This is a genomic window from Bizionia paragorgiae (genome assembly GCF_900107625.1).
Classification (GTDB): Bacteria; Bacteroidota; Bacteroidia; order Flavobacteriales; family Flavobacteriaceae; genus Bizionia; species Bizionia paragorgiae.
The window spans coordinates 1-26682 of record NZ_FNQK01000016.1; the positions used below are offsets into that span (position 1 = coordinate 1).

Consider the following 26682-nt stretch of genomic DNA (forward strand, 5'->3'; position numbering starts at 1 on the left):
CAACGGTCTTGTGTATGAAACGTAGCGTATAAATAAACACTAACTTTTCGGATTTTATACGAGGCGAATTTTTATTTTTTCTATTTATCTTTTAATTTCTAAATATACAAAAATAAAAATTTGGCGGACTAAATAAATAAGCAAAAACCTCTCGGAAAGCCTATAATAGCTATGTTTTATACACGTTGTTGTGCCACGTACTTTTATATCGGCCATTGTATTTTCTCAAATTCCTTGAAATATTGTATTCCTTTTTTTTCTTCTATTGAAAATACAAAACAGATATTACCATATAACCAATCTTTAAAATTTCGATTATTTATTTTCGCTGTTTTAATGTGATTTTCCACTCCATTTTCAATACAATGGAATAGGTGATGTTCTATTTCTTTTTTCTTTTTTTTCGGTACTGTAGAAACATTATTCTGAATATTAAGTCCTGTCACAAGAAACTTTCCTCCAAGTTTTATGAATTTCGTTTTCGAGTAATTTGGGAATAAGGATTCTTCTCTAATTATTCGATAAACGACTTTCTTGACTTTCTGCAATTGCTTAAAATTTCCCGAAAATGTTAAATCGTCAGCATAACGAGAGTAATTCAATCCGTTTTTATTAGCTAATCCAGCAAGTCTTTTATCTAAATTGATTGTAATTAAATTTGATAATTTAGGACTTGTAGGCGAGCCTTGAGCAAGAATACCTTCATTTTTGGAAACAATATATTCTTTGAGTTCAGTTTCTTTTTTTCGGAAAGATGAAATAAACATTTCATCAGGAACAATTGTACAAATTTTAGCAAGTGAAACTGCTAGATTTGGATGATAGCCCAAACTTTTAAATATCCCAAATATTCTCCTTTCATTAATAGAATCATAAAACCTTAATAAATCTAGTTTTAGTAAGGCTTCTGATTTTAAATGTGTATCAGCATTATGTTTTATTGATGTGTTTTTGTCAAATCCTTTACAAGATGGGTGTGATGGAACTTTTTCTAGAATGTTCTTTAATATCCATCTTTGAAGATATTTTAATTCATCATTGGGTGTTTGGATAACCCTAAAACCACCTCTTTTCTTTTTTAATTTAAATCTCTTATAAGATTCGATGCGATTAGATTTTGTTATTGTAAGTATTCGTTCAATATGAACTCCAGCAAGCAAACATAAATGAGGAACAGAATAAATAACGGGTAATCCTTTCTTTGCCAGTAAATCAGAATAAATTTTTATATCTTGATTGAATTCACTTGAATGGACAATTGGTTCCTGGTTTCTCTTTATATGATAAAATGGATAAGTCATAAAGGCAACTCGCTTTTAGAATAATGCGAAGCATTTACTACACGAACCTGACGTAGGAAGGTTTTGTGTAGTAAAAGTTGAAAAGATGCTTCAGTCCTACATAAACTACTGTCTATGAGTTCTTGTCCTTCAAATGTTCTCACGAACACAAACTGACTCGAAATAGCTTGCCTTTTATGACTTTCCATTAAATATTCTTGGTATATAATTAGTTTCTTTTACTGCGAAATAATCAGCAGATTCATATTCAAAATTTCTATTTTTTCTTTTTATACATTTCTTTGCATCCTGATATATTTCTAGACCAAATAAGGTTAGATTATTTCCTTGATTGAAAAGCCCTCTTTGTTTTCCAATTTCAAGTATCTGTTCATAGTCTTTAGTTAAAATACCTAACTTTTGACAAATGTTAATTTCTGTAAACCCAGACCTCGATAGTTTTATTATTGCATAAATTGAGAAGTCTATTTTGCTTACAGAAGAAAAGCTTCTCTTTCCTTTTTTAATTTGATGAGTAAAAAATTCATTGTGTAAATTTTCACTTCCAAATTCCTTTAAAATTGATAGTTCATAAGAAATACTCTTTCTAAATTCTTTTGATACACTTATTTTGTCAGAAAAGAAACGAGGTATTAATGGAAACCAATTATTTTTATTCGACCAGATTATTGGTAGAGTATTATTTGGACTTCCGTGGGAAAACGAAACTAATGCCTGACTATTTTCATAACCTAAAGCATTTATGAATTTTTCAGACTTATCTTTTCTAACTTTAGGACTAGTCAGTTTTATACCGTATTTGAAACAAAATTCTCTATGTTGAATATAATTTCGATAACCAAAATAGCTTGCTTCACTAGAAAATGCTTTCTTAAAGATATTTGATTTAGGAATTTCTATTCTGTCAAATATTGGATTTATTAATTCGACACCTTGTTTCATTCCTGCTACACCAACAAATAAAATTTCTTTGAAATTACTTTTTAATGAATCAATACTGTCTTCAAAATAGGTTTTAATGGAATTACCCGAACCTACAAAATCATCCAACAATACTAAAGAGTAATTTTTATCAGCTTCGGCAGTAAAATTCTGTACTGTTGGTAACATTATTATTTTCTTATTATGTTTTCTATGGAAATCTGTTTTTTGAAAAAAATAAGTTACCATACTACCACTTTTACCAAAATTCCCAATTGGGTTAATTATTATAATATCATTCGCTTCTAGTTTTGGAAATAAAATATTTAAACTAGAGTTGATTATTTCCTCAATTTCATAACTTGTATATACTGTTAAATTAGAAGCTATATCTATTGCGTATTTTATTTCATTTTCCTCAAAATTGTTTAACCATTTTATAATATCCAAAGGACTAACAACATTTTTCAATCTTGCAGAAATTATATCTATGGTTATATTGTCAATTCTTTTTATCAATGTTTTCGGTCTGTTTGGGTATGTGGCACAACGTGTTTGTATATGAAAAGTGCGTGTTTGTGTCAGCGGATTTTCGGAACGAAAATCGGATGAAAGCAAACACGTGCTTTCGTTTCGATTGAGCACTAAACTACGCATTTTTTATATACAGTGTTGGCTTTTAGTGCTTTTTTGTACGCTTAATAATTCTGTTTTGTGTTTTTTTTGGTCGGTTTTTAATTCCGTAAACTTGCTCAATTTCCTCAATATTTTTAATTCAGATTTGAGTGAGTAATTCCGCAAGAGTGATTTTCCACGTTCAGTTCGTTTTTTTTTTTTTTTATTGAGATCTCGATTCCGTAAACAAGCTAAAAAGTCAAACGTAATTCTATTCAGAGTTTGAGTGATAATTCAGCGTATTTTTTAAAATTCGGCAACATAGTTTTTCGGTTTTTACTTACTTAAAATTCAAAAAAAATCCGAAAACCAAACCAGGCTTTTTTCATTCGCGCAAACTTGCTCCAGCATTAAAGCCAACGTTTATGTATAAGAATAGTTGCGGGTTTGTATGCGAGGATTTTCCGAAGGAAAATCAGACGTTACAAACACGCAACGACCTTTGATTAAGCACTAAACCGCAATTATTTTTATACGGTGTTGTGCGTAGTTATTTTTAGAAGTCAGCTAAATCATCATTCTGATTATTCTTTTTTTCAATTTCAGCAATTCGTTCTTCAATTCGTTCTTGTATTTTCGGCAACATTGCTTCATTGAATTCCGCAATCTCTTTATTAATTAATGTAATTGTATTCTCTATTTTAGGAACCAATTCAGAAATCCAATTTTTTACTTCTTTTTTTAATGGTTCACTCAATTCTTTACTTCCATATGTTGTATGATAGTAAATATGTAGTTTGGTAAGATTATCAACATCAACTAACACTTTTTCAAAACTGTGATTGCTTGGTGAGGAATATAAAAATTTTGAACTTTGTTTAATATTAAAACTCCAAACTACTCTTGCGCAAGAATAACTTTGATTTCTATTTACATCAGCTCCAGGTGGAAAAAATTTTCCAGAAATTTGAGTCATTTCAACGTTAGCCGATTTTTTTTCAAAATCCACTTCTAAAGGTTTTTCTTTATATTGATTGTAAACGTCATTTCTCAACTGTTCCACATTTCCATTGGTCAAGTTATATTCGTGTAAACCATCGACTTCATTTATTGCACTTTTGAAGGTTTTCTGTAGCCAATGATTTATATGATGTTCATTAAATAATTTTATATTCATCTTTTTTTGGTTTTGAGTGGTTAATTACGCACAACGTGTTTGTATATGGCTCGTAGCGTGCAAATTAGCAATTAATTTTCGGTTAATCACCAGCCAATTTTTTTAATTTTCTTATTATTTTTTTTATCAATAAGCCAAATTAAAAAATTTGGCGGACTTAGCAAATATGCCATAACTTCGATTAAACAACCAACTAGCTATGAGCTATATACGGTGTTGGCAAATCGTTTTTTTAAATTATGGACCAAGCATTATTCTTTTAGCTAATTCCGCAGTTACACTAACAAAAATTTCTTTTATTACTTGTAATCCAGTTTTTTGAGCTCTTCCCCAAAATCTCGAAAGTCGAACCATTATCTTTTTTTTGGATTCAATCGTGAGAGCATTTTTAATTTGCTCTGTTTCTTTCTCTAAAATCTCAATTTCAACAACTTTTTCAGGTGGTTGTTTTTCTTTAAGTTTCTTTAATTTTTCTTTTGATTCGTCAAGATATTGTTCAAGAAATATTTGTTGTTCCAAGTCGAAAGTTTCTTTATCTGCATTTTCGTCTATTATGTCGAATTTTTTAAAAAATCTTTCTGCATTTGACTTTAATACTGGGTCGTCAAAGAATGATTCCGTTGTCTCGTATTGGTCAAGAAGATTTAGCCAACTTTTAAATTGAGCTTCTAGATTTTTTATTTCAATCCAGCCTCGATGGTTTCCGTTTTCATTTACATTTTTGGGTTTTCTGTCCATTAAGAACTGAAATGAACCGTTTTGCATTTTCTTATATTGTTCAATCTTAAAATAAAAATCTGAAGTATTATCAATATCTAAAACGTTTAGTAAATTGTCTTTTGGGTCAATTATTTTGAACTTTTCACCAGTCAGATTAACAAATGATTCCAAAGATTTTAAAATCGTAATCGGTAATTTTTTCTTTTTGTTCATATTTTGTGCGTGATGTTCAAAATGTTTGCCAACGTTGTTGTATATGGTTTGTTGCGTGTTTTAAGCACCTAATTTAGCAAATACAAACCGAATAGAAAATCCGCGAGGATTTTCGTAAGTAGGCTAGAACTAGCAATAAATTATATACGGTGTTACCTGCAGGCTTTATTCACGTTCTTTGTTCAGATATTGTTCAATTTTATCGTGTAAATTTTCTTTAATCCATTTATTCATTTCCGCTTTGTCTTTTCCATCAGACGCATTCCACGGACTTTCCTCGTTTAAAATAACTTTCTCATTTTTTAGGTCGTAAAGAGAGTGATATAAATTCCCACGTTCCATTATTAAATAATCATTTTTAATAAAAATTCGAATATTTTCCAAGTTTTTGCCAGCCTCATCATAATTCCACAATATTTTTTCAATATCATCATCGGTTTTTAATCTTTCTAGGTCTAATCGTTCTTCTCCTTTCCATTTTTCTTTTTTCCACTTAACAATATTCCATTCCATATCGTCAAATCCAGCCATTGTAAAATAGAGAACATAAAAATTATTTTTATATTCCACTTTTTGTTGATATAAATAATCTTTGAAAAATTTCAGATAAATGTTCATTTTTATTTCTGAATATTTTTGAAATCCTTCGCTGTTAAGTCGATTACTTGTCGTGTCTTTAAATTTCTCCGCTATTGTTACACTATCAATTAAAATTTTCTGTTCTAATAATTCCGATAATTCTAATTCTCCAATTTGCTCAAAATAATAATCTATTGTTCTGTCCTCAATCTTTTCAGTTTGGGATTTACAGCTTGTCGAACAAACTATTAATAAGATTATTGTCAAAATTTTCAAATTCATCCGTGATGTTTTTTCAGCTTGCAGGTAACGTTTATGTATAAGGAAAGTTGCGTGTTTGTGTGCGAGGATTTTCCGAAGGAAAATCAGATGCTAGCAAACGGGCAACTAACTTTGGTTTAGCTAAAACTAGCAATTTTTTTTATACGGTGTTAGCCACTGGTTTTATTTTTTATCAATCCGCTTATTATATTAATCGGAAATATTATTTGTCCGACAACAGCAATCAACGTTATTGAATAAATTGCTAAAGTCAGATTGTCATTAAAATCAAATTCCACTATCGATTCTCGGTAAAGCTGCGACAAAACCCAGATTAATAAAATTCCGCCGAAAGTCAGCGCAATGTGAGCCAAATTCAGCCATTTGGATAGCTTTCTGTTTGTTTTTAGCATAATCCAATATCCAAGTCCGATTATTGCAAAAAGAATTGAAATCAGAATGTTTAGGTCGGTCAGCGAAAAAACATAATAAGTGTCGTATTTATTAATAACCAAATTTTCTGTTGAACTTACAAATCCGCTTAACATTATTAACGGAATCGAAAGCCAAAAAATTAAATGTGGTTTATTGGTTATTCTGCTCATTTTCAACTTGTGGCTAACGGTCTCGGCTATGAGTAGTTGCGTGGGTTAGCACTCAACTTTACAAGTACACACCAAACTGAAAATCCGAGAGGATTTTCAGAAGTAGGCGAGAACAAGCAATTACTTATAGCCATTGTTGTGCTTTCGTTTTTTATTCGTAATCTGTTTCATTAATTGTCATTACGTCGAACAGTTCTCGTGTTTCTTCATAAATAGCAAGTTCCCATTTCTTATTTAGTTTTTGTTCAATTGTTATGGGATGCCAACAAATACTGAAATCGCCTTTTGCTTCTTTTGCTAAAATATAGCATTCATCAGATTTTCTTAATATGTCTTCAACTTCGTCTCTAGGGTCCATCTCAACAATTGCACAATGAAATGACAACTTTATTGATTCTCCGAGTATTTCTTTTGTTAAAGTTGAAAGTTTAGAAAAGTCATTTTTAACTAATCTATTGGCAAAACCCAAAGCGTCAGTTTGATTTCCTTGAATTATGAAAACAAATTCGTCTCCACCTGTATGAATTCTATAGAAATGTTCATTTTTTTCGTTTTTAATATTCATAGGATACTTATACATATCCTCATTTCTTCTCATCTTTTGATATATAGTTTGAGCAATAGTTCTAAGAAGTTTATTGGCTTTTAAAAAACCGTACTTATTATTTATTTTCTTAAATCCTTTTAGGTCAATTAAAATAAACTGAAGTTTCTTTTTGTGCTTACGTTTACTAAAGTGGATGTCAATATCTTTTTTTAGGCTTTGAAGATTGGGTACTCCTGTAATTATATCAGTTAATCTTTCATTTTCTGATATTTTGAGTAATTCTGCATAATTATCTCTTTCATATTGAGTTTTTTGATGATTTTCAAACTCTTTTTTCCATAAGTGATTCATTATAAACCAAACAATAGTTGAAGTAATTACTACTATTATTAAAACAAACCTCCAATTCAAGAGTGTTCCATCTGGTGCGACTAATTTATAAAACTTGATTCCTTTTTCAAAAAATGCCAATAAAGCAAACACTAAAATTATCAGGGCGATAATCAGTCCATATTTATATTTTATCTCTATTGGTTTCATATTTTATTAGTCTGTCTTAAATGAAGCACAACGTGTTTGTGTATGATTAGTGGCTTGGTTAAGCACGTAATTTAGCAAATAAAAACCGAATAGAAAATCCGCGAGGATTTTCGTAAGTAGGCGAGAACCAGCCATTAATTATACACGGTGTTGCCCACAGTATTTTATTTTCAGAGTTCAATTCCGTGTTTTTTCAAAGTCGTATTGAACCAACCTTTTCGCTTTTTCCAAATTTCTTCTGTTCTTAATTTACTTATCGCAATTTTTTTAAATTCCTCGTTATTACTTTCCAATAATGTTTCAATATATGAATGCAAATAGAAAATTTCATTTTCGGTTTGAAATTTAGCTTTCGGAAAGTCAGTAGTCAAATATTTTTTCAATTTCTCGGAGTATTCGGACGGATAATATTTTTTTAAATAATCAAATGCGTAAGAGTTGTTTTTCTTAAAAGCCAATTCCTCAATTCGTGGTAAATAACTGTCTTTGTGTTTTCTATTCTCAAAAACTCTGTCATAAATTAGCCAATCAACATCTTTTTCTGAATAGATTATTACGCTATCCAATTTTTCCATAGTAAAGTCAGTCGCAACCGCTTTTTGCATTGCTAAATCTTGTTCGTAATTATTTCCATTAATTTTTCGTGAGGCTTCTAATCTGATTTTATTCCAATATTCGTGATAAATAATTGATGAAATCGGTTCAACATCCATTATGCAACCCTCAAAAGTTTCAACCTTTTCATTTTTTTGCAATTCAGTTGATAATAATTCAAGAATGTTTCCTTTCCCTGATTGGATAAGTTCTTTGGAAGCATAAGTCCGAATTGTTGGATTTTCGTGTTTTGATAATTCGATTAGTTCTTTTTCGGATAGTTTTTTCTTTAATTTTTGAAATCTTGTGTATTGTGGACTTACCATACAACCAATTCCAATACAATCAGATTCCACTCTATTTACTTTAATAATTGAATCAATCAGTTGTTCTTTTGTTTGCGAAAAACAAAGACTAATTGTCAAACTAAATATTATCGTGAGCAGTTTTTTCATATTGTGGGCAACTGGTTATATGGCATCTAATATACACTTTTTTGGGTATTAGTATCAGGATAATAGGAAATTTTGTTCCGCTTTATCCGTCGTGCGTAAATGAGTTATGGCAAGATCCAATGGGCTCTTTATCTCCAGCAGGTCCTTTCTAGCTACATGTGTGTATATCATCGTTGTTTCCGGTTTAGCATGGCCTAAAAGCTCCTGAATATGCCGTAGTCCAACCCCGTTTTCTATTAAATGAGTTGCGTAACTGTGGCGTAAAGTGTGGGGCGTTACATGGCGTTTAATATGTGCCGCTTTACACGATTTAGTTAAAAATTTACGCACGCTACTCGCCGAGTACATACCGCCCTTGCTGCCCTCTACAAAATACACCTCAGGCCTGTACGTTATTAAATAATTGTGAAGTAAAGGCAGAAAACTGTCCGCTAAAGTAACATAACGATCCTTTCGGCCCTTAGCAGTCCTAATAAATACCTGTTTTCTCTGTATATTAATATGCTCTAATTTAAGCTGTATCAATTCACTAATGCGTAAACCACACGAGTAAATTAAAGCCAATACAGCACGATGTTTTAGGTTTTTAGTGTAGCTAATAATCAGTAGCATCTCCTCTTGAGATAATACCGTGGGTAGTATGCGCGACTTCCGTGGTCGCGTTAATTCTAAATCGCTAATCTCAGTGTTAGGGTAAAAACGACTAAACTGTTTTATCGCACTAATAAACTGCCGTTGTGTGCTTACCGAGTACTTACGCTTAATAAAAACCGATTCTATAAACAACTCCACATCGCGAACCGTTAAAGTGGTTAAGTCACGGCCGCTTTGGAACTCAATAAAGTCGGCAACAAAATAAAGGTAAGTGTCAATAGTACTTTTACTATAGCGCTTGCCAACTAAGTACTTGTAAAAACCATTAAGTAATTGGCGTTGTTCTGGGCCCAATGTACGATTGCGTTTTACCGGAAATGCCGCAGGTTTCTCTGCTGCCGCATCAAAGAGTTGGCTAGTATCTAATTGGGCAATGCCATTAAAAGCCTCGTGAATCACAGTTTCGTTCGTCGGACTGTATTTTAGATACCAAGCCCGTAACGTTTTACTCCATTTTGCACCTTCAATGCCGCGTAAAATGGTTATTAAATCCGTGTTATAAGGAAACCGTAAAACAAGTTGGCGCACCTTCTTGTGTTCAATTATAAAAAGTGAAATTACAGGAAGTTGCGCCATAGTGAAAAGATTAATTACTAAAGCTAAGTAAAAAACAGATTAAAACCTAATGCGCTTCTAACCAGTTTATTCCAGTGTCCATTTCAACATCTAACGGAACATCTAAAGTAAATGCCCCTTCCATTTCTTTTTTAATAAGCACTTTTAAAGCGTCCAATTCCGGTTTGTAAATATCAAAAACCAATTCATCATGCACCTGTAAAAGCATTTTCGATTTGTAATTACCAGCCTCCAAAGCCTTGTAAATAGCAATCATTGCAATCTTAATAATATCGGCAGCACTTCCTTGAATAGGCGCATTTACAGCATTCCTTTCCGCAGCACCACGAACCACACCATTCCTAGAATTAATATCTTTTAAATAACGACGACGCCCTAAAACCGTTTGCACATACCCATGGTCGCGAGCAAAATCTATTTGCCTGCTCATATACGCTTTTAATTTCGGGTAGGTTTCGTAATACGTGTCTATTAAGCCCTTAGCCTCCCCACGCGATAAATTGGTCTGATTACTCAATCCGAAAGCCGAAACCCCGTAAATAATACCAAAATTAACCGTTTTAGCCTGGCTTCGCTGCTCGCGAGTAACAGCCTCTAATGGCACATTAAAAACTTTCGATGCCGTACTAGCATGTATATCTTCACCGTTTTTAAATGCCGATATCATCGTTTCCTCCTGGCTTAATGCCGCAATAATCCGAAGCTCAATTTGCGAGTAATCGGCAGCTAGTAAAATATAATCGTCATTTCTTGGTATAAACGCTTTACGTACCTGGCGTCCGCGCTCCGTTCTAATAGGAATGTTCTGTAAATTCGGGTTGTTACTACTTAAACGCCCCGTGGCAGCAACCGTTTGCATATAATCGGTGTGCACACGGCCCGTAGAAGGTTCTATCTGGGTAGGTAACGCATCAATATACGTGCTCTTAAGTTTCGATAAACCACGGTAATCCAATACATGTTGTATAATGTCGTGGTCTTTGGCTAAATACGATAAAATATCTTCCGAAGTCGCATATTGTCCCGTTTTGGTCTTCTTAGGCTTGTCAACCAACTTTAGTTTTTCAAATAAAATAATCCCCAATTGCTTTGGCGAGGCAATATTAAAAGTCTCCCCAGCAACCTCGTAAATTTTAGTCTCTAAAGCTAAAATGTCAGCATCCAAATCTGCCGATAACGATTTTAAAAACCCCTCGTCAAGATTTATACCCTCCAATTCCATAGCAGCCAATACCCGAACTAACGGTATTTCAATGTCTCTAAACAATTCCGCCGTTTTAGCACTGCTTAATTCCGTTTCAAAATGCTGCTTTAGCTGTAGCGTAATATCCGCATCCTCAACCGCATATTCCGTTTGCTGCTCTAACGGTACATCGCGCATAGTAAGCTGGTTTTTGCCCTTTTTACCTAAAAGCTCGGTAATGGCAATAGGCGTATAGTTTAAATATGTTTCTGCCAAAACATCCATATTATGGCGCATATCAGGGTTTATTAAATAGTGCGCTAGCATCGTATCAAATAAATGACCAGCAACCTTTATCCCGTATTTGTCAAGAACCTTAATATCGTATTTTAAATTCTGCCCCACTTTTTCAATGTGCTCAGCCTCAAAAAACGGACGGAGTAATTCTACAACCGCCTGTGCCTCGTCCTGGTCCTCAGGGATAGGTAAGTAAAACCCTTTGTTTACCTCCCAAGAGAAAGCAATACCCACCAAAGTGGCAGTTAAGGGGTTTAATCCCGTAGTTTCCGTGTCAAAACACACGCAGGTTTGCGCCATTAACTGTTTTAAAAATAACGTCGTCGCCATCCCCGGGGCTACACTCTGGTAAAAATGCGCGGTCGTCGCCAACGTGTTGCGCGTATACGTGGTGGATGGCGCTTGCGCGGAATTGTCCGCGGTAGCAAACAAATTAAATTGTCCTGCACCAGCTTCCTCGCTAGTAGTGGTTGCTTTTTTTGTTTCCGGTGCCGCTGCTCCGCTTTCCGAAGTGTCAACACTAAACGTCTTAACAAAATTGTCTATAAGGCGTCTAAATTCTAAATCCTGAAAAATCTCGGTGACCTTAGGAATATCAGGTTCCGATAATTCGAAATCTTTAGCATTAAAAGTAACCGGAACATCCAACATAATCGTCGCGAGCTGTTTCGATAATAACCCCAACTCTTTATTGGCTTCAATTTTCTCCTTCATCTTGCCCTTCAACTCATGCGTGTTAGCCAATAGGTTTTCCATACTACCATACTTGGCAAGAAATTTCTTGGCCGTTTTTTCACCTACACCCGGTAACCCCGGAATGTTGTCCGATGCATCGCCCATCATCCCCAAATAATCAATCACCTGTAACGGATCCTCAACTTCAAATTTCTTTTGAACCTCAGGGATACCCCAAGTTTCATAACCGCCACCAAAAACAGGACGGTACATAAATATATTTTCACTTACCAGCTGGGCAAAATCCTTATCCGGAGTCACCATAAACGTGGTGTAACCTTCCTTTTCCGCTTGCTTAGAGAGCGTGCCTATAACATCGTCGGCCTCATAACCTTCCTTTACCATAATAGGAATATGCATCGCTTTTAATATCTCCTGAATATAAGGTACTGCAACTTTTATCGCCTCTGGAGTAGCATCACGATTGGCCTTGTAAGCTTCAAATAACTCCACCCGGTCCGCACTACCGCCCTTGTCAAAACAGACCGCCAAATGATCCGGTCGCTCGCGCTTGATTACATCTAATAGCGAATTCATAAAGCCCATAATGGCCGAGGTGTCTACACCTTTAGAATTTATTCGTGGGTTTTTTATAAAAGCATAATAACCCCTGAAAATTAAAGCATAAGCATCAACTAAGAAAACGCGTTTTTGATCTGACATAATAAAGTGTTTATAGAGTTTCAAAACTACAAAAAGTAAGCGTTTAAATACACTTTATTAATTGCCAATTTTAAAAAGGCTACCACAGCCTTAAACCATCATCAAAATTATAAAAAGAACACCCAAAAAGTAATCGTATTACAATACATGATAAAACTTAACAGTTTCATAAGATAAATATGAACCTAAAACCCGTAATTTTAACCTGTAAAACGCAATCACTTACCATGTTACAATGGCTTATCTTTATTCTCGTATACCTCGTTATCGATTATTACGCCTTTCAATCCGTAAAAACGATAACTAAAAAACGCGTGGTTTATGCCCTATATTGGGTACTCAGCGGTCTTGTAATTGGAAATTTGTTCTACCAAATGGTATTAAATGCCGATGCTGCTGTGCGCGTACTAACGCCTATAAAAAGCTATGCTTTTGGGTTTGTACTTAGCGTGTTTGTGCCTAAGCTTATTCTTATTTTCTTTTTAATTGGCGAAGATGCTATACGCTTGCTGCGTGCACTATACCGTAAAATAGTTGGGGCTAAAACGCAACAGTCTGGTTTTATAGCATCGCGAAGAAAATTTATTAGCCGCTTGGCACTAGGTATAGCAGCCTTGCCATTTGGAGCCCTCTTATACGGTATGTATAAAGGAAAATACAACTTTAAAGTGCTAACCTATACCTTAACGTTTAACGATCTTCCAAAGGCTTTCGATGGTTATAAAATTACACAAATTAGCGATGTGCATGCCGGTAGTTTCGACGACCCAGAAAAAATAGACTACGCCATTAATCTTATTAATAAACAAAAAAGTGATGCTATTTTATTTACCGGAGATATGGTGAATAACTTCGCTAACGAAATGCAACCTTGGGCACCCACCTTTGGGAAACTCCAAGCCAAAGACGGTATATTCTCCGTTTTAGGAAATCACGATTATGGGGATTATGTCGACTGGTCGTCTCAAGCTAAAAAAGAAGAAAACCTAAAAGAACTTATCACCCTACAAAAAAACATGGGCTTCGATGTCCTCCTTAACGAAAGTCGGTTTATAGAACGCCAAGGCGAACGTATCGCTATTGTAGGTGTCGAAAACTGGGGCGAAGGTGGGTTTAAAAAAGCAGGAGACCTTAAAAAGGCGAGCGCTGCCCTAAACCCTAATGATTTTAAAATCCTATTAAGTCACGACCCCTCGCACTGGGAAGCTAAAGTGGTAGACGATCATTACCACTACCATTTAACGCTTAGCGGCCATACCCATGGTATGCAGTTTGGTATCGAAATACCAGGCTGGTTTAAATGGAGCCCTGCAAGCTTTAGGTACAACCAATGGGCAGGAATCTATAGAAAAAAAGAACAGTATATTAATGTAAATCGCGGTTTTGGATACCTAGCCTATCCAGGGCGCTTTGGGATATGGCCGGAAATTACCGTTATCGAACTTAAAAAAGGTGGGGTAGTGGCCTAAAACTCCGCTTGCGGTAGTCATTAAAAAAATGCGTATTTTTATAAATAGTACAACAAATAACCACAATTAAAAGAGAATTATGTACCTTATTACCTCATGCGATGGTAATGTATAGTTTAACCAACACGATTATAAATGTCAAAATTTGGAGAATTAATAGATGTCGATATACCAGTGCTGTTAGATTTTTTTACAGAATGGAACGAGCAGTCCGTAGCCATGCATCCCGTGTTAAGAGATGTGGCAGCAGCCATGGGAGATAAAGCAAAAGTGATTAAAATTGATGTCGATAAAAATAAAGCACTCTCAGAAGCCTTACGCGTAAAAGGCTTGCCAACACTTATTATTTATAAAGGCGGAGAGATGAAATGGCGACACAATGGCGAACAAGATGCCAATACCCTAATCGGGATTATTCAACAGTTTGTTTAAAAGTCTAACTAAAACGATAAAGCTTTAAAGGTGTAACCGCGTTCCGAAAAATGCTTGAGTACCTCCGGTAATGCATGCATCATGTTTTTGGACGCCTTAACACTATCGTGAAACACGATGATGTTACCATCCTTAGTGTGCTTTATAGCGTTGTCTAAACAACGCGCCTGGGTTAAGTAATCTTCCCAATCAAAAGTAATTACACTCCACATTATAATTTTATAACCCATCTGTAGTAATGCGCGGCCTTGACTCGGCTTTATTTGGCCGTAAGGGGGTCTAAATAATTTGGTTGTAACCGGGGAGGGCGCATGCCTGTCTATAGCGTCCTGAGCTTTTAAGGTGTTTTCTATATACAAGGGCGTAGCCGTATTCCAACCCCGTAAATGATTTTGCGTGTGGTTGCCAATCGCATGGCCGCGAGCGATAACATCTCGAAAAAGTGACGGGTGCCTATTAATATTGTCGCCAATACAAAAAAAAGTGGCCTTAGCATTATAAGTCTCCAAAACATCCAATACCCAAGGGGTGATCTCCGGGGTCGGTCCGTCGTCAAAAGTCAAGTAAATAACCTTGCTAGAAGACGAAAAATCCCAAACATAGTTTGGGAAAATTCGTTTTATAATGGACGGTATTTTTACAGGAACAAGTTTCACAAGTAACGCCTATTGTGGTAATTTAATACTGTCTAACCCCGGAATACTACTGTCTCGAGAAATAATATCGCGTTCGTCGGGTAGTGCGGTTTCAACCTGCTCTTCAATACCATATAAGCCCGCAAAAAGTTTAATGTAATTATTAAAAATACTAAACTCCTTGTCAGCAAAAGATTCGTCGTGCTTTACTATCGTTTTTATTAACGCATTGTAACGCTCTATATCCGTGTAAATTTCTACAATATTCTTTTCCTGGTTCTCACGGGTTAATTCACTGTAATATTTCAGGTTCTCCTGGTACTTTTCAGCAATATCAATAAATAATTGCTGTGCCTTCGCTTTGGCTCCCACCTCGTAATAAGCACCTAAATAAGGTTCTAGTAACGTGTAGTAACCAAATTTGTCTACCGGCATATTAGTCATTGCAATATCTGCAATCTCCTCAGCCTTTTCAAGTTTCCCTTCATTGATTAAGGTTTCTATAAGTCGCGCTAAATTACCGCGGTAAGAAATAGAATTCTTACGGGTTTCTGGGTCGTGGTAGATGTCGTCACCGCTATTACCCCATTCCCAATTCTTAACCTTGTTATACATAAACTCACTGTCTACACGTCCCATATCAAAAGGATTAGCGCGTTTTACAGGGGTGTGTATCGGTACCAGTTTATAAACCATACCATCCAACTGTAAGTAGTCTTTCATCCAGATGTAATCATCTTCGCCAAAAGCACCGCCAGTAAAATAAATAGGACGCTTCCAATCGTTATTGGCAACAATATCTAGCATTAATAAACGCTGCTTGTAAAGCGCATTGCCTTCCAATTTAATATCTATATAAGGAACAATCTTATCGGCATCCTTCGCCTTAACAATACCATGCTTTAAAACATTATCCTTGTTAACAGGGACCCTAATGTTTTCTACAGGGAAGTAATTGGTGTTTTTTAACTGTGCAGGGTAACGACTTAAATCTTCGCCCTGTAATTCTAAAATACGTTGGTACTTTGTTTTCGGGTTGTCGCTAGTTACAAAAGCCATAAAATCTTTAATAAGTAACGTGTCTCTATTATAAGTACGCTTGCGCTCCTCAGTATTAGGATCGTAATACTCTAAGCTCTTCATAATATAATCGCGCGTACCATATTTATACTGGTCGTGAGTTAACGAGGAAGGAATAGGCTCGCTCTCGTAGGCTTGACGCTTCATCTGGTCTATATACCAATCCGTTTGAAATAAACTCGTGTTTATTATGCGCACATCGGTACGGTAACCTTCAATTTCTTGAGCATACCATAAAGCAAACGTGTCATTGTCTCCAATAGTAAATAAAATACCGTTTTCCTCACAGGAATCTAAGTACTTTTTAGCCATAGAGTTGGCAGTGTATTTCCCAGAACGATCGTGGTCGTCCCAGTTGTTAGAGATTAAAATCGTTGGTACCAATAGGAAACAAACAAGGGTGACTATAGGCGCTAACAACGGACTCTTAATTTTGTCGCGTAAGGCATTGTAAATAGCAAAGACCCCAAAACCTATCCACATCGAAAAGACGTAGAACGAGCCAACCACCGAGTAGTCACGCTCTCGAGGTTCAAAAGGACGCACGTTCGTATACACCTGAATCGCAATTCCCGTAAAAAGGAAAAAGACCAAGAGTACCCAAAATAGCTTTTTGTCACGGTTAAATAAAAAGAACAAACCAACTAATCCCAATAGGAATGGAAGGAAATAATAGGTGTTTCTACCCTTGTTGTTTTTTACGTCACTAGGTAAGTGGTCTTGAGACTGCCCAAGATGCCACGCATCAAAAGCCTTAATACCACTAATCCAATTCCCATGATTGTCATAACGCCCTTGAATGTCGTCTTGACGTCCCGTAAAATTCCACATAAAATACCTCCAGTACATATAACCCAGTTGGTATTGAAATAAATAGGAAATATTACTCGCTAACGAAGGCTTTTCAATATCTAAATACTGCTGGCCAAATTGCTTTAAAAACAAATGGTAATCTTCATAATCAACATTGCCTTTAGCGACCTCATTTTTAAACTGAGTGATATAAGCAACATCTTGTCTTAAACGATCGTTTAAATATACCGATAGCTTGTCGCCGTAAACAGCCATAAACTGATCGTATTCCGACTCTGTTAATTCACCACTTTGGTAGTTTACAACAAACTCGTTTATCTTCTGTTCCGAAAACGGATCTAAGATGTATTCCGGTTTTAAATCGAAATTTAAAAAGCCCGTAAACATCATGTAATTCTCAGCGTTTTCAGCACTCCACATACGCGGTAAAATAGAGGCTTGCTCAGAATTGTAATTCTGCTTCGCGTCTTTATACGCGTTAACAATAACATATTTCCCTAAAGCTTCGTCTTTCTCGTACTTAGGCTTGTCGTCTATATAAGGTTTCTTTTTATCTAAGCCTGTGTACTGCTCAGTAAACAACGGACCGTAAAATAGGTGAGTCTCCGGGTACTGCTCTAAATTATAATAGGCTAGTAACTCTCTGGCACTCGACGGGTTGTTTTCGTTAACCACCACATTAGCATTGGCACGAATAGGTAACATTAGCCACGTTGAAAACCCGATCACTACAAAAGTTACACATAAAATACCGGTGTTTATAAGAGCGTAGTTTTTTTGGTGGGTATAACGTAAACTAAAGTAAATGGCAGCAATCAATAAAATACCTGCTATAATAGATCCCGAATTAAACGGCATACCAACAGTATTCACAAAGAAGATTTCTAAAACACTAAAATAACGGAGTATGTTTGGTGCTAGTAATTTAAAAACAAAAAGTAAAACAGCTACCGATACCACATTGGCAACGATAAAGTTTAAAGGGGTAATGGTTTTGTAATGTTTAAAATAATAAAGTAATCCTAAAGCAGGGATAGTTAAAAGCCCCATAAAGTGAACTCCAAAAGAAAGACCGATAACAAAAGCTATGAGTACCAACCAGCGGTTTCCACGAGGAGTGTCCATATCAGCTTCCCAGCGTAAGCCTAAATAAAATAAAACAGCCATTATTAAAGTGGCCATTGCATAGACTTCTGTCTCTACAGCATTAAACCAAAACGAATCGGTAAATGCAAAAGCTAAACTCCCCACAAAGGCACTTCCTAATATAGCCATGGCAGACCCCGAAGTTAAAACATCAGTTTTTATAAGCTTCGGAAGAAGTAGGGTAAGACTCCAAAATAAAAATAAAATAGTAAATGCACTCGATACCGCACTTAACATATTCATCATTAAACCTATTTGAGAAGGCTCTAGAGCTAAGGTGGAGAATGTGGCTCCAATCATTTGGAATAATGGTGCTCCCGGTGGGTGTCCCACCTGCAACTTTGCAGCAGTTAAAATGTATTCTCCGGCATCCCAGTAACTAACAGTAGGCTCTACCGTTAGACTGTAAGTGATTAATGCAATTAAAAAAGCGAGCCAACCTACAATGTTGTTCCACTTTTTAAAAGTGATTGCTGTCATATTTTATAGTGTAATATTAAACTGTGGCGAATTTAGTAATAATAATAAAAAGACACTAATCATTTAGTTAGTCTTAACATCAGGAGGTGGAAATAGCCTAAACAACTTGTAATGATAGGGTTAAGTTAGGGGCTGAAAAAAAAGTTCATTTTTTCCGAAAAATTTTTCAGAAAATGTTTGTGTAAATAAAAGTTTGTCTTAAATTTGCATCGCAGTTAGAAACACTGGCCCATGGTGTAACTGGCAACACGTCGGTTTTTGGTACCGAAGAGTCTAGGTTCGAGCCCTAGTGGGCCAACAAGCAAACCCTAATTCTGAAAAGAGTTAGGGTTTTTTGGTTTTAGTCACTTTCGGGTGGTATAAAAGCGAAACACCAAAAATACGCTACCACATAGATGCTCCATAGATACCCTATAGATACCCTATGGATAGTGTATGAGTAGTGTATGGTATTAAATCTTGAAAAACAGACGTTTTTAAAACGCTTTCAATCGTAATTTCTGCTTAAATTTTAAAGGTAATCACCGGTCTGTTGGCGTGATTTACCAAATCCTCACTAATACTTCCGCTTAAAAAATGTGATATACCTTGGCGGCCATGCGTGCTAATACCTATTAAATCTGCATTTATAATTTCAGAAAAATTTAAAATACCCTTTTCAACACTCTCGTCATTGTAAATGTTTGTAGTGTAATTGGTAAAAGTGTTGCCTTCAATAAATTCGTGAATGCGCACCTTAGCTGTAGCAGTAGTCGTAAAATTACTCATGGTATTAACCATTAATAAATGCATTCTAGCATCAAACAACTCGGCAAGTTTTATCGCCTGCTTATACGTGTCTTTGTTGTCGTTTTTAAAATCTGAAGCAAATACAAAATCTTCGATGTTGAAATCATCGTGTTTGTTTTTTATAACCAAGACCGGAACAATAGAGGTGCGAACAATCTTCTCGGCCGTAGAACCAATAAACATCTCCTTGAAACCATCGGCGCCATGAGACCCCATAATGATTAAGTCAATACTGTTGTTCTTGCACGCGTCTAAAATACCCTGCGAAATCTCGTTAAAATCAACACTGTGGCTAATGGTTAACGACTGCAGATAGTCTTTTGCTAAAAGGTCTTCAAATTTTTTCTGAGCTAATTTCATAAAATAAACAGCCTCAGGTAAATCGGTGGGAGTGCCTAATTCGCTAATCTGCTGAAGTGGCAAATCGATAATGTGCAAGATTGAAAGTTCAATATTGTGCTTTTTGGCAAGTTGCGCAGCGACCTTTAATGCGTTTTCTGCCTCGGGAGAAAAATCGGTGGGAACAAGTATTTTTTTCATAAAATTGGCGTTTTTGGTTGTTTTTCTAAAGTTAACTATAAAATTTGATATTTCAATAATTATGTAAATCAATAAAAATGTGTATATTTGCACCGTTGTAAGAAAAAATGGAAAGCGAGGGGACGTAAAGTCCCCTCTTTTTATACTTAAGAATGTTTATATCAAAAGTCAAAGAATTACTGGAGGAAGCGCTATTAGAAAGAGAAGATCTTTTTTTAATAGATTTTTCTGTTACTGGAGAAAATAATATTAGTATTATTATCGATGGTGATCAGGGTGTTACGGTAGAAGACTGTATCTTTATTAGTCGCGCTATCGAACATAATATTGATAGAGAAGAACACGATTTTGCACTAGAAGTAGCTTCGGGAGGAGCAACGACACCTTTGAAATTACCGAGACAATATAAGAAAAATATTGGCCGCGATTTAGAAGTGAAAACTGCAACTGAAACCATTACTGCAAAGTTGGTTTCTGCTTCAGACGAAGCAATAGAGTTAGAATGGAAAGCTAGAGAACCTAAACCCGTTGGTAAAGGAAAAGTGACCGTTCAGAAAAAAGCAAACATTGCCTATAATGATATATTAGAGGCAAAAGTGATGATAAAATTTTAATTCAATAAGAGTTATGGAGAATCTTGCATTAATTGAATCGTTTTCGGAGTTTAAAGACGATAAATTAATCGACCGTGTGACATTAATGGCTATTTTAGAAGATGTTTTTAGAAATGCCTTAAAAAAGAAATTTGGAGATGATGATAATTTTGATATTATTATAAATCCAGATAAGGGAGATTTAGAGATATGGAGAAATAGAGTCGTAGTAGCAGATGGAGAAGTGGAAGAACCTAACCAGGAAATTTCATTATCTGAAGCACGAAAAATTGAGCCGGATTTTGAAGTTGGAGAAGATGTATCTGAAGAAGTAAAATTAATAGACCTAGGGCGTCGCGCTATTTTAGCATTACGTCAGAATTTAATTTCGAAAATTCACGAACACGATAATACTAATATCTATAAGCAATTTAAAGATTTAGAAGGTGATTTATATACCGCTGAGGTTCACCATATTCGTCACCGTGCTGTTATTTTGTTAGATGATGAAGGCAACGAAATTATATTGCCTAAAGAAAAACAAATTCCTTCAGACTTCTTTAGAAAAGGAGATAACGTAAGAGGAATTATTGATAGTGTAGAATTAAAAGGAAACAAACCGTCGATTATCATGTCGCGAACGTCTCCTAAATTCTTAGAAAAGTTATTTGAAGCTGAAATTCCAGAAGTATTTGATGGTTTAATTACGATTAAAAATGTGGTGAGAATTCCAGGTGAAAAAGCGAAAGTAGCAGTAGATTCTTACGATGATAGAATCGACCCTGTTGGAGCTTGTGTTGGTATGAAAGGATCGCGTATTCACGGTATTGTTCGTGAATTAGGAAACGAAAATATCGACGTTATTAATTATACAACCAACTTACAGTTATACATTACCAGAGCGTTAAGCCCGGCACGTGTAACGTCTATTAAAATAGATGAGGAAAATAAAAGAGCAGAAGCGATTTTAAAACCTGAAGAAGTAAGTAAAGCAATTGGACGTGGCGGACATAATATCCGTTTGGCAGGCCAGTTAACAGGTTATGAAATTGATGTGTTTAGAGAAGGTGCAGAAGAAGATGTGGAATTAAGAGAATTCTCTGATGAAATTGAAGGATGGATCATATCCGAATTTAGCAAAGCAGGTTTAGATACAGCGAAAAGCGTATTAGAACAAGAGGTTGCAGATTTAGTAAAAAGAACAGATCTAGAAGAGGAAACAATTCTAGATGTTATTAGAATTCTTAAGGAAGAATTCGAAGATTAACATATATTTGAGTAAAATTAAAGGTTAAAGGCAATTTATGGCTGAAACGATTAGATTAAATAAAGTATTACGTGAGCTTAACATCTCTTTAGATCGTGCTGTAGAATTTTTAAATTCTAAAGGTATCGAGATCGAGAAGCGCCCAACAACGAAAATCTCCCAAGACACATATAATGTGCTCTCGGATGAGTTTCAGACGGATGCGAGCAAAAAAGTAAAATCTCAAGAAGTTAGTGAAGCTAAGCAGAAAGAAAAGGAAAGCCTACGTATTAAACGTGAGCAAGAATTGGAAGCTAAGCAGAAAGAAGATGAGGAAAGAGAACGCGCTAGAAAACAAGAGGTTATTAAAGCTAATAAACCCCTTTCAGGTCCTAAACAGGTGGGTAAAATCGACTTAGATCCTAAAAAGGGTAAAGAGGACGTGAAGCCTGTGGAGACGCCAAAAGTGGAAACACCTAAAGCCGAAACACCGAAAGTAGAAACGCCAAAAACGGAAGCTCCTAAAAAGGAAACGCCGAAACCAGCTGTCGATACTAAAAAAGAAGCCGAAAAACCTGAGGTTAAAGCAGAACCGGTAAAACCTATAGCTGCAGCTCCTAAAAAAGAAGCTGTAAAAAAGGAAACACCTAAAGCTGCCGAAAAACCTGCAACTCCCGCTAAGGAAACTGCTAAGAAAACCGAAGCTCCTAAAGCCGAAGCCCCTAAAGTGGAAGCTGAAAAAGTAGAGGAAACAAAACCTAGCGAACCGGTAGAGGAAAAAGTAAAAACACAATATCAAAAGCTTTCAGGGCCAAAAATTGCTGGAGAGAAAATAGACCTTTCTCAGTTTAAAAAGCCTAAGAAAAAGAAAGACGATAAAAAAGATAACGATAGCGCCAATAAGAAAAAACGCCGTCGTATCTCTAAACCAGGAGATAATAAACCTGGAACTGCTGCTGGAAATAACAGAAGTAACGACCGATTTAAAGGTAAAAAACCTGGACAAGCACGTCGTAGCGTTGTTAAAGAAGAGCCTAGTGAAGAAGATGTTAAAAAACAAGTAAGAGAAACCTTAGAGAAACTTCAAGGGAAATCTAACAAAGGTCGTGGAGCGAAATATCGTAGAGATAAAAGAGACTCGCATAGAGACTTAACAGAAAAAACACTAGAGCAACAACAAGCAGAAAGTAAAATTCTAAAAGTAACCGAGTTTGTTACCGCTAGTGAAGTAGCAACGATGATGGATGTTCCTGTAACAAAAATTATCTCTGCTTGTATGTCACTTGGTATGATGGTTACTATGAACCAACGTTTAGACGCTGAAACGTTAACCATCGTTGCCGATGAGTTTGGTTATGAAGTAGAATTTGTAACTGCCGATATTGAAGAGTCTATCGTAGAGGTAGAAGATAAACCAGAAGACTTAATTACCCGAGCGCCAATCGTTACCGTAATGGGACATGTCGATCACGGTAAAACATCCTTACTAGATTACATCCGTAAGGAAAATGTAATCGCTGGAGAGTCTGGAGGAATCACACAGCATATTGGTGCCTATGGGGTGCAATTGGAAAACGGACAAAAAATCGCGTTTTTAGATACACCAGGTCACGAGGCCTTTACAGCCATGCGTGCTCGTGGAGCTCAAGTAACCGATATCGCTATTATTGTAGCTGCTGCCGATGATGATATTATGCCACAAACAAAAGAGGCCATCTCTCACGCGCAAGCGGCAGGAGTACCTATCGTGTTTGCTATTAATAAAATCGATAAGCCAACTGCTAATCCAGAAAAAATTAAAGAAGGCTTAGCACAAATGAACCTTTTAGTAGAAGATTGGGGAGGTAAAATTCAATCTCACGATATCTCGGCTAAAATGGGAACCGGTGTTAAAGAATTATTAGAAAAAGTACTACTAGAAGCTGAGCTTTTAGAACTTAAAGCGAATCCTAACAAACCAGCAGTTGGTACCGTAGTGGAAGCGTATTTAGATAAAGGTCGTGGTTATGTGTCTACAGTTTTAGTACAAGCAGGTACCCTTCGTATAGGAGATTATGTACTAGCAGGAAAAAACAGTGGTAAAATTAAAGCGATGCAAGATGAAAGAGGCCATGAGGTTCTTGAAGCTGGTCCATCGACACCTGTATCTATATTAGGTTTAGACGGTGCGCCGCAAGCAGGTGATAAGTTTACCGTGTTTGCAGACGAAAGAGAAGCAAAACAAATTGCTACCAAACGTATGCAGTTACAACGTGAACAAGATGTACGTACAACGAAAACATTAACGCTTGCCGAAATTGGAAGACGTATCGCTCTAGGTACCTTTAAAGAATTAAATATTATCCTTAAAGGTGATGTTGATGGTTCTGTAGAAGCACTAACCGATTCATTCCAAAAATTATCGACCGAAGAAATTCAAGTGAATATCTTACATAAAGGTGTTGGTGCCATTACCGAAAGTGATGTGTTACTTGCAACAGCGTCCGATGCAATTATTATCGGATTTAATGTGAGACCTGTAGGTAATGCGCGTGTAATTGCCGATCGTGAAGAAGTGGATATCAGAACATACTCTATTATTTACGACGCGATTAACGATCTTAAAGATGCTATGGAAGGTATGTTGTCTCCAGAATTAAAAGAGGAGGTGACTGGTACTGCCGAAATTAGAGAAATCTTTAAAGTGTCTAAAATAGGATCTATTGCAGGGTGTATGGTAATGAATGGTAAAATATTCAGAAACTCTCAAATCCGTTTAATTAGAGATGGTGTTGTAGTGTATACCGGTGAGTTAACATCGTTAAAACGATTTAAAGATGATGTTAAAGAAGTGTCTAAAGGATACGATTGTGGTATGCAACTTAAAAACTTTAACGATATCAAAGAAGGTGACACTCTTGAAGCGTTCCACGAAGTTGAAGTGAAGAAAAAATTGAAATAAATTCTACACCCCGTTGGGGTATATGATAACTATCAAAAAGCATCTATTGAAAAATAGATGCTTTTTTGTTTTAACGCGGTTTAGAGGCTATGAGCACTTTTCTGAATCTAAAACCGTGTTACTGTAAAACTATAGAGACGCACTTATACTTCTAAGGTGAAAACTAACAGCGACCCTGAGCTTTTTTATACGGAAAGGAGGTGTCGTTTACATGCTACATCAGACTATAATATAGCTAGAGCCGCTTGTTTTGTATCTTGTCATACTATGACCTGGGATGGTGTTCTCATATATTATGCTTTGTACGTTTCTACCACTAAATACTAGTTACTAAATACTAGTTACAAATTACTAGTACAACTGGTACTGTGTTATAGCTATAATGAGGCTATGAGCACTTTTCTAAATCTAAAACCGTGTTACTGTAAAACTATAGAAACGCACTTATACTTCTAAGGTGAAAACTAACAGCGCCCCTGAGCTTTTTTATACGAAAAGGAGGTGTAGTTTACATGCTACATCAGACTATAATATAGCCAGTGCCACTTGTTTTGTATCTAGTCATACTATGAACTGGAATGGCGTTCTCATATACTATGCTTTGTACGTTTCTACCACTAATTACTAAATACTAGCTACTAATTACTAGTACAACTGGTACTGTCTTATAGCTATAATGAGGCTATAAGCACTTTTCTAAATCAAAACCGTGTTACTGTAAAACTAAAGAGACGCACTTATACTTCTAAGGTGAAGACTAACAGCGACCCTGAGCTTTTTTATACGAAAAGGAGGTGTAGTTTATATTCTACATCAGACTATAATATAGCCAGTGCCGCTTGTTTTGTATCTTGTCATACTATGACCTGGAATGGCGTTCTCATATACTATGCTTTGTAGGTTTCTACCACTAAATACTAATGACTAAATACTAGCTACTAGCTACTAAATACTAGTTACTAATTACTAGTACAACTGGTACTGTGTTATAGCTATAATGAGGCTATGAGCACTTTTCTAAATCTAAAACCGTGTTACTGTAAAACTATAGAAACGAACTTATACTTCTAAGGTGAAAACTAACAGCGACCCTGAGCTTTTTAATACGAAAAGGAGGTGTAGTTTATATTCTACATCAGACTATAATATAGCCAGTGCCGCTTGTTTTGTATCTAGTCGTACTATGACCTGGTTTGGTGTTCTCATATATTATGCTTTGTACGTGTCTACTACTAATTACTAAATACTAATTACTAGCTACTAAATACTAAATACTAGTACAACTGGTACAGTGTTATATCTATAATGAGGCTATAAGCACTTTTCTAAATCTAAAACCGTGTTACTGTAAAACTATAGAAACGAACTTATACTTCTAAGGTGAAAACTAATAGCGACCCTGAGCTTTTTTATACGGAAAGGAGGTGTGGTTTACATGCTACATCAGACTATAATATAGCTAGTGTCGCTTGTTTTGTATCTAGTCATACTATGACCTGGAATGGCGTTCTCATATACTATGCTTTGTAGGTTTCTACCACTAAATACTAATGACTAATTTCTAGTTACTAAATACTAGCTACTAGTACACCTAGTCTTGAAGATAGCTGCTAAATGCAGTCTTTGTGATACGTAAAATGTATATACACCAATTTACGTTTTCACGCTTTAAGAGCTTATCCTTGGTCGTGTGCTGTCTTCCGATTTGGTCGTTTAGGTCTTAATTGCATAGGCTTTTCCGGGTCTGATGTCACTACTAATTGTTGTGTTCTATATTGGTCAATACTTGGGTGTGGGGTAGTAGAGGATGGCGGAATTATTAGTGAGATCTTAATGCTGTTTTTGCCTGTAGCAATACACTAGAAACCGACGGACGTAGTAT

At 35.7% G+C, this 26682-nt stretch carries 19 protein-coding genes and 1 tRNA gene; 6 read left to right on the forward strand and 14 right to left on the reverse strand.

What is annotated here, in order from left to right; translation table 11 throughout:
• Window positions 1-203: 203 nt before the first annotated feature.
• The 11 genes from BLV64_RS11285 to polA all read right to left on the reverse strand — a co-directional run bounded on the left by BLV64_RS11285 (window position 204) and on the right by polA (window position 12636).
• Complete coding sequence (locus tag BLV64_RS11285) at window positions 204-1301, reverse strand: reverse transcriptase family protein (protein ID WP_092135453.1); 1098 nt, start codon at window positions 1299-1301, stop codon at window positions 204-206.
• The gene (locus BLV64_RS11290; protein ID WP_092135456.1) at window positions 1298-1489 is read right to left on the reverse strand and encodes a hypothetical protein; all 192 of its coding nucleotides are present in this window, start codon (window positions 1487-1489) and stop codon (window positions 1298-1300) included. Before BLV64_RS11290 ends, BLV64_RS11285 begins: the two co-directional genes overlap by 4 nt.
• The gene (locus BLV64_RS11295; RefSeq protein WP_092135459.1) at window positions 1476-2741 is read right to left on the reverse strand and encodes a phosphoribosyltransferase-like protein; all 1266 of its coding nucleotides are present in this window, start codon (window positions 2739-2741) and stop codon (window positions 1476-1478) included. The genes BLV64_RS11290 and BLV64_RS11295 overlap by 14 nt, the downstream gene beginning before the upstream one ends.
• A gap of 652 nt (window positions 2742-3393) precedes the next feature.
• Window positions 3394-4014, reverse strand: coding sequence for a hypothetical protein (locus BLV64_RS11300; RefSeq protein WP_092135462.1), 621 nt, complete (start codon window positions 4012-4014; stop codon window positions 3394-3396).
• Window positions 4015-4251: 237 nt separating this feature from the next.
• Entirely contained in the window at window positions 4252-4947 is a 696-nt protein-coding gene (locus BLV64_RS11305; RefSeq protein ID WP_092135464.1) for a hypothetical protein, read from the reverse strand.
• A 165-nt stretch (window positions 4948-5112) separates the two neighbouring features.
• Window positions 5113-5808 (reverse strand): hypothetical protein, encoded by a 696-nt coding sequence (locus tag BLV64_RS11310; protein WP_092135467.1) that lies wholly within the window; start codon window positions 5806-5808, stop codon window positions 5113-5115.
• A gap of 149 nt (window positions 5809-5957) precedes the next feature.
• Window positions 5958-6392: a hypothetical protein gene (locus tag BLV64_RS14580; RefSeq protein ID WP_177165329.1), complete on the reverse strand. Its 435-nt coding sequence runs from the start codon at window positions 6390-6392 to the stop codon at window positions 5958-5960.
• A 151-nt stretch (window positions 6393-6543) separates the two neighbouring features.
• Window positions 6544-7479 carry a GGDEF domain-containing protein gene (locus BLV64_RS11320; protein WP_092135472.1) on the reverse strand — a complete coding sequence of 312 codons (936 nt, stop codon included), beginning with the start codon at window positions 7477-7479 and terminating at the stop codon, window positions 6544-6546.
• Between the two features lie 170 nt (window positions 7480-7649).
• Complete coding sequence (locus BLV64_RS11325; RefSeq protein ID WP_092135475.1) at window positions 7650-8528, reverse strand: hypothetical protein; 879 nt, start codon at window positions 8526-8528, stop codon at window positions 7650-7652.
• A 54-nt stretch (window positions 8529-8582) separates the two neighbouring features.
• Window positions 8583-9758 (reverse strand): tyrosine-type recombinase/integrase, encoded by a 1176-nt coding sequence (locus BLV64_RS11330; RefSeq protein WP_092135478.1) that lies wholly within the window; start codon window positions 9756-9758, stop codon window positions 8583-8585.
• A gap of 46 nt (window positions 9759-9804) precedes the next feature.
• Entirely contained in the window at window positions 9805-12636 is a 2832-nt protein-coding gene (gene polA / locus BLV64_RS11335; protein WP_092135481.1) for a DNA polymerase I, read from the reverse strand.
• Window positions 12637-12863: 227 nt separating this feature from the next.
• On the opposite strand from polA, the gene BLV64_RS11340 reads away from it, so the two are divergent.
• Complete coding sequence (locus BLV64_RS11340) at window positions 12864-14105, forward strand: metallophosphoesterase (RefSeq protein ID WP_092135588.1); 1242 nt, start codon at window positions 12864-12866, stop codon at window positions 14103-14105.
• Window positions 14106-14240: 135 nt separating this feature from the next.
• The gene (locus tag BLV64_RS11345) at window positions 14241-14537 is read left to right on the forward strand and encodes a thioredoxin family protein (protein ID WP_092135484.1); all 297 of its coding nucleotides are present in this window, start codon (window positions 14241-14243) and stop codon (window positions 14535-14537) included.
• A gap of 8 nt (window positions 14538-14545) precedes the next feature.
• Here the strand turns inward: BLV64_RS11345 and BLV64_RS11350 are convergent, their stop codons facing one another.
• Both BLV64_RS11350 and BLV64_RS11355 read right to left on the reverse strand, forming a co-directional pair.
• Window positions 14546-15193 carry a polysaccharide deacetylase family protein gene (locus tag BLV64_RS11350; RefSeq protein WP_092135487.1) on the reverse strand — a complete coding sequence of 216 codons (648 nt, stop codon included), beginning with the start codon at window positions 15191-15193 and terminating at the stop codon, window positions 14546-14548.
• A 9-nt stretch (window positions 15194-15202) separates the two neighbouring features.
• The gene (locus BLV64_RS11355; RefSeq protein ID WP_092135489.1) at window positions 15203-18691 is read right to left on the reverse strand and encodes a glycosyltransferase family 117 protein; all 3489 of its coding nucleotides are present in this window, start codon (window positions 18689-18691) and stop codon (window positions 15203-15205) included.
• A 225-nt stretch (window positions 18692-18916) separates the two neighbouring features.
• On the opposite strand from BLV64_RS11355, the gene BLV64_RS11360 reads away from it, so the two are divergent.
• Window positions 18917-18989 (forward strand) — tRNA-Gln (locus BLV64_RS11360).
• Window positions 18990-19195: 206 nt separating this feature from the next.
• Here BLV64_RS11360 and BLV64_RS11365 read toward each other — a convergent pair.
• Window positions 19196-20020: a universal stress protein gene (locus BLV64_RS11365; protein ID WP_092135491.1), complete on the reverse strand. Its 825-nt coding sequence runs from the start codon at window positions 20018-20020 to the stop codon at window positions 19196-19198.
• Window positions 20021-20172: 152 nt separating this feature from the next.
• On the opposite strand from BLV64_RS11365, the gene rimP reads away from it, so the two are divergent.
• From rimP to infB, 3 genes are read left to right on the forward strand one after another with little or no spacing between them, the layout of a single operon-like run.
• Window positions 20173-20634 (forward strand): ribosome assembly cofactor RimP, encoded by a 462-nt coding sequence (rimP, locus tag BLV64_RS11370; protein ID WP_092135493.1) that lies wholly within the window; start codon window positions 20173-20175, stop codon window positions 20632-20634.
• Between the two features lie 13 nt (window positions 20635-20647).
• Window positions 20648-21880, forward strand: a complete 1233-nt coding sequence (gene nusA, locus BLV64_RS11375; RefSeq protein ID WP_092135496.1) for a transcription termination factor NusA — start codon at window positions 20648-20650, stop codon at window positions 21878-21880.
• Window positions 21881-21917: 37 nt separating this feature from the next.
• Window positions 21918-24800 (forward strand): translation initiation factor IF-2, encoded by a 2883-nt coding sequence (gene infB / locus BLV64_RS11380; protein WP_092135498.1) that lies wholly within the window; start codon window positions 21918-21920, stop codon window positions 24798-24800.
• Window positions 24801-26682: the final 1882 nt, after the last annotated feature.

Coding starts and splice junctions, on each gene's coding strand:
- BLV64_RS11340 (WP_092135588.1), top strand. CDS start 12,864: ATGTTACAATGGCTTATCTTTATTCTCGTATACCTCGTTATCGATTAT.
- BLV64_RS11355 (WP_092135489.1), bottom strand. CDS start 18,691: ATGACAGCAATCACTTTTAAAAAGTGGAACAACATTGTAGGTTGGCTC.
- BLV64_RS11330 (WP_092135478.1), bottom strand. CDS start 9,758: ATGGCGCAACTTCCTGTAATTTCACTTTTTATAATTGAACACAAGAAG.
- BLV64_RS11285 (WP_092135453.1), bottom strand. CDS start 1,301: ATGACTTATCCATTTTATCATATAAAGAGAAACCAGGAACCAATTGTC.
- BLV64_RS11345 (WP_092135484.1), top strand. CDS start 14,241: ATGTCAAAATTTGGAGAATTAATAGATGTCGATATACCAGTGCTGTTA.
- BLV64_RS11365 (WP_092135491.1), bottom strand. CDS start 20,020: ATGAAAAAAATACTTGTTCCCACCGATTTTTCTCCCGAGGCAGAAAAC.
- rimP (WP_092135493.1), top strand. CDS start 20,173: ATGTTTATATCAAAAGTCAAAGAATTACTGGAGGAAGCGCTATTAGAA.
- infB (WP_092135498.1), top strand. CDS start 21,918: ATGGCTGAAACGATTAGATTAAATAAAGTATTACGTGAGCTTAACATC.
- BLV64_RS11310 (WP_092135467.1), bottom strand. CDS start 5,808: ATGAATTTGAAAATTTTGACAATAATCTTATTAATAGTTTGTTCGACA.
- BLV64_RS11290 (WP_092135456.1), bottom strand. CDS start 1,489: ATGGAAAGTCATAAAAGGCAAGCTATTTCGAGTCAGTTTGTGTTCGTG.
- BLV64_RS11320 (WP_092135472.1), bottom strand. CDS start 7,479: ATGAAACCAATAGAGATAAAATATAAATATGGACTGATTATCGCCCTG.
- BLV64_RS11325 (WP_092135475.1), bottom strand. CDS start 8,528: ATGAAAAAACTGCTCACGATAATATTTAGTTTGACAATTAGTCTTTGT.
- BLV64_RS11305 (WP_092135464.1), bottom strand. CDS start 4,947: ATGAACAAAAAGAAAAAATTACCGATTACGATTTTAAAATCTTTGGAA.
- BLV64_RS11300 (WP_092135462.1), bottom strand. CDS start 4,014: ATGAATATAAAATTATTTAATGAACATCATATAAATCATTGGCTACAG.
- BLV64_RS14580 (WP_177165329.1), bottom strand. CDS start 6,392: ATGAGCAGAATAACCAATAAACCACATTTAATTTTTTGGCTTTCGATT.
- nusA (WP_092135496.1), top strand. CDS start 20,648: ATGGAGAATCTTGCATTAATTGAATCGTTTTCGGAGTTTAAAGACGAT.
- polA (WP_092135481.1), bottom strand. CDS start 12,636: ATGTCAGATCAAAAACGCGTTTTCTTAGTTGATGCTTATGCTTTAATT.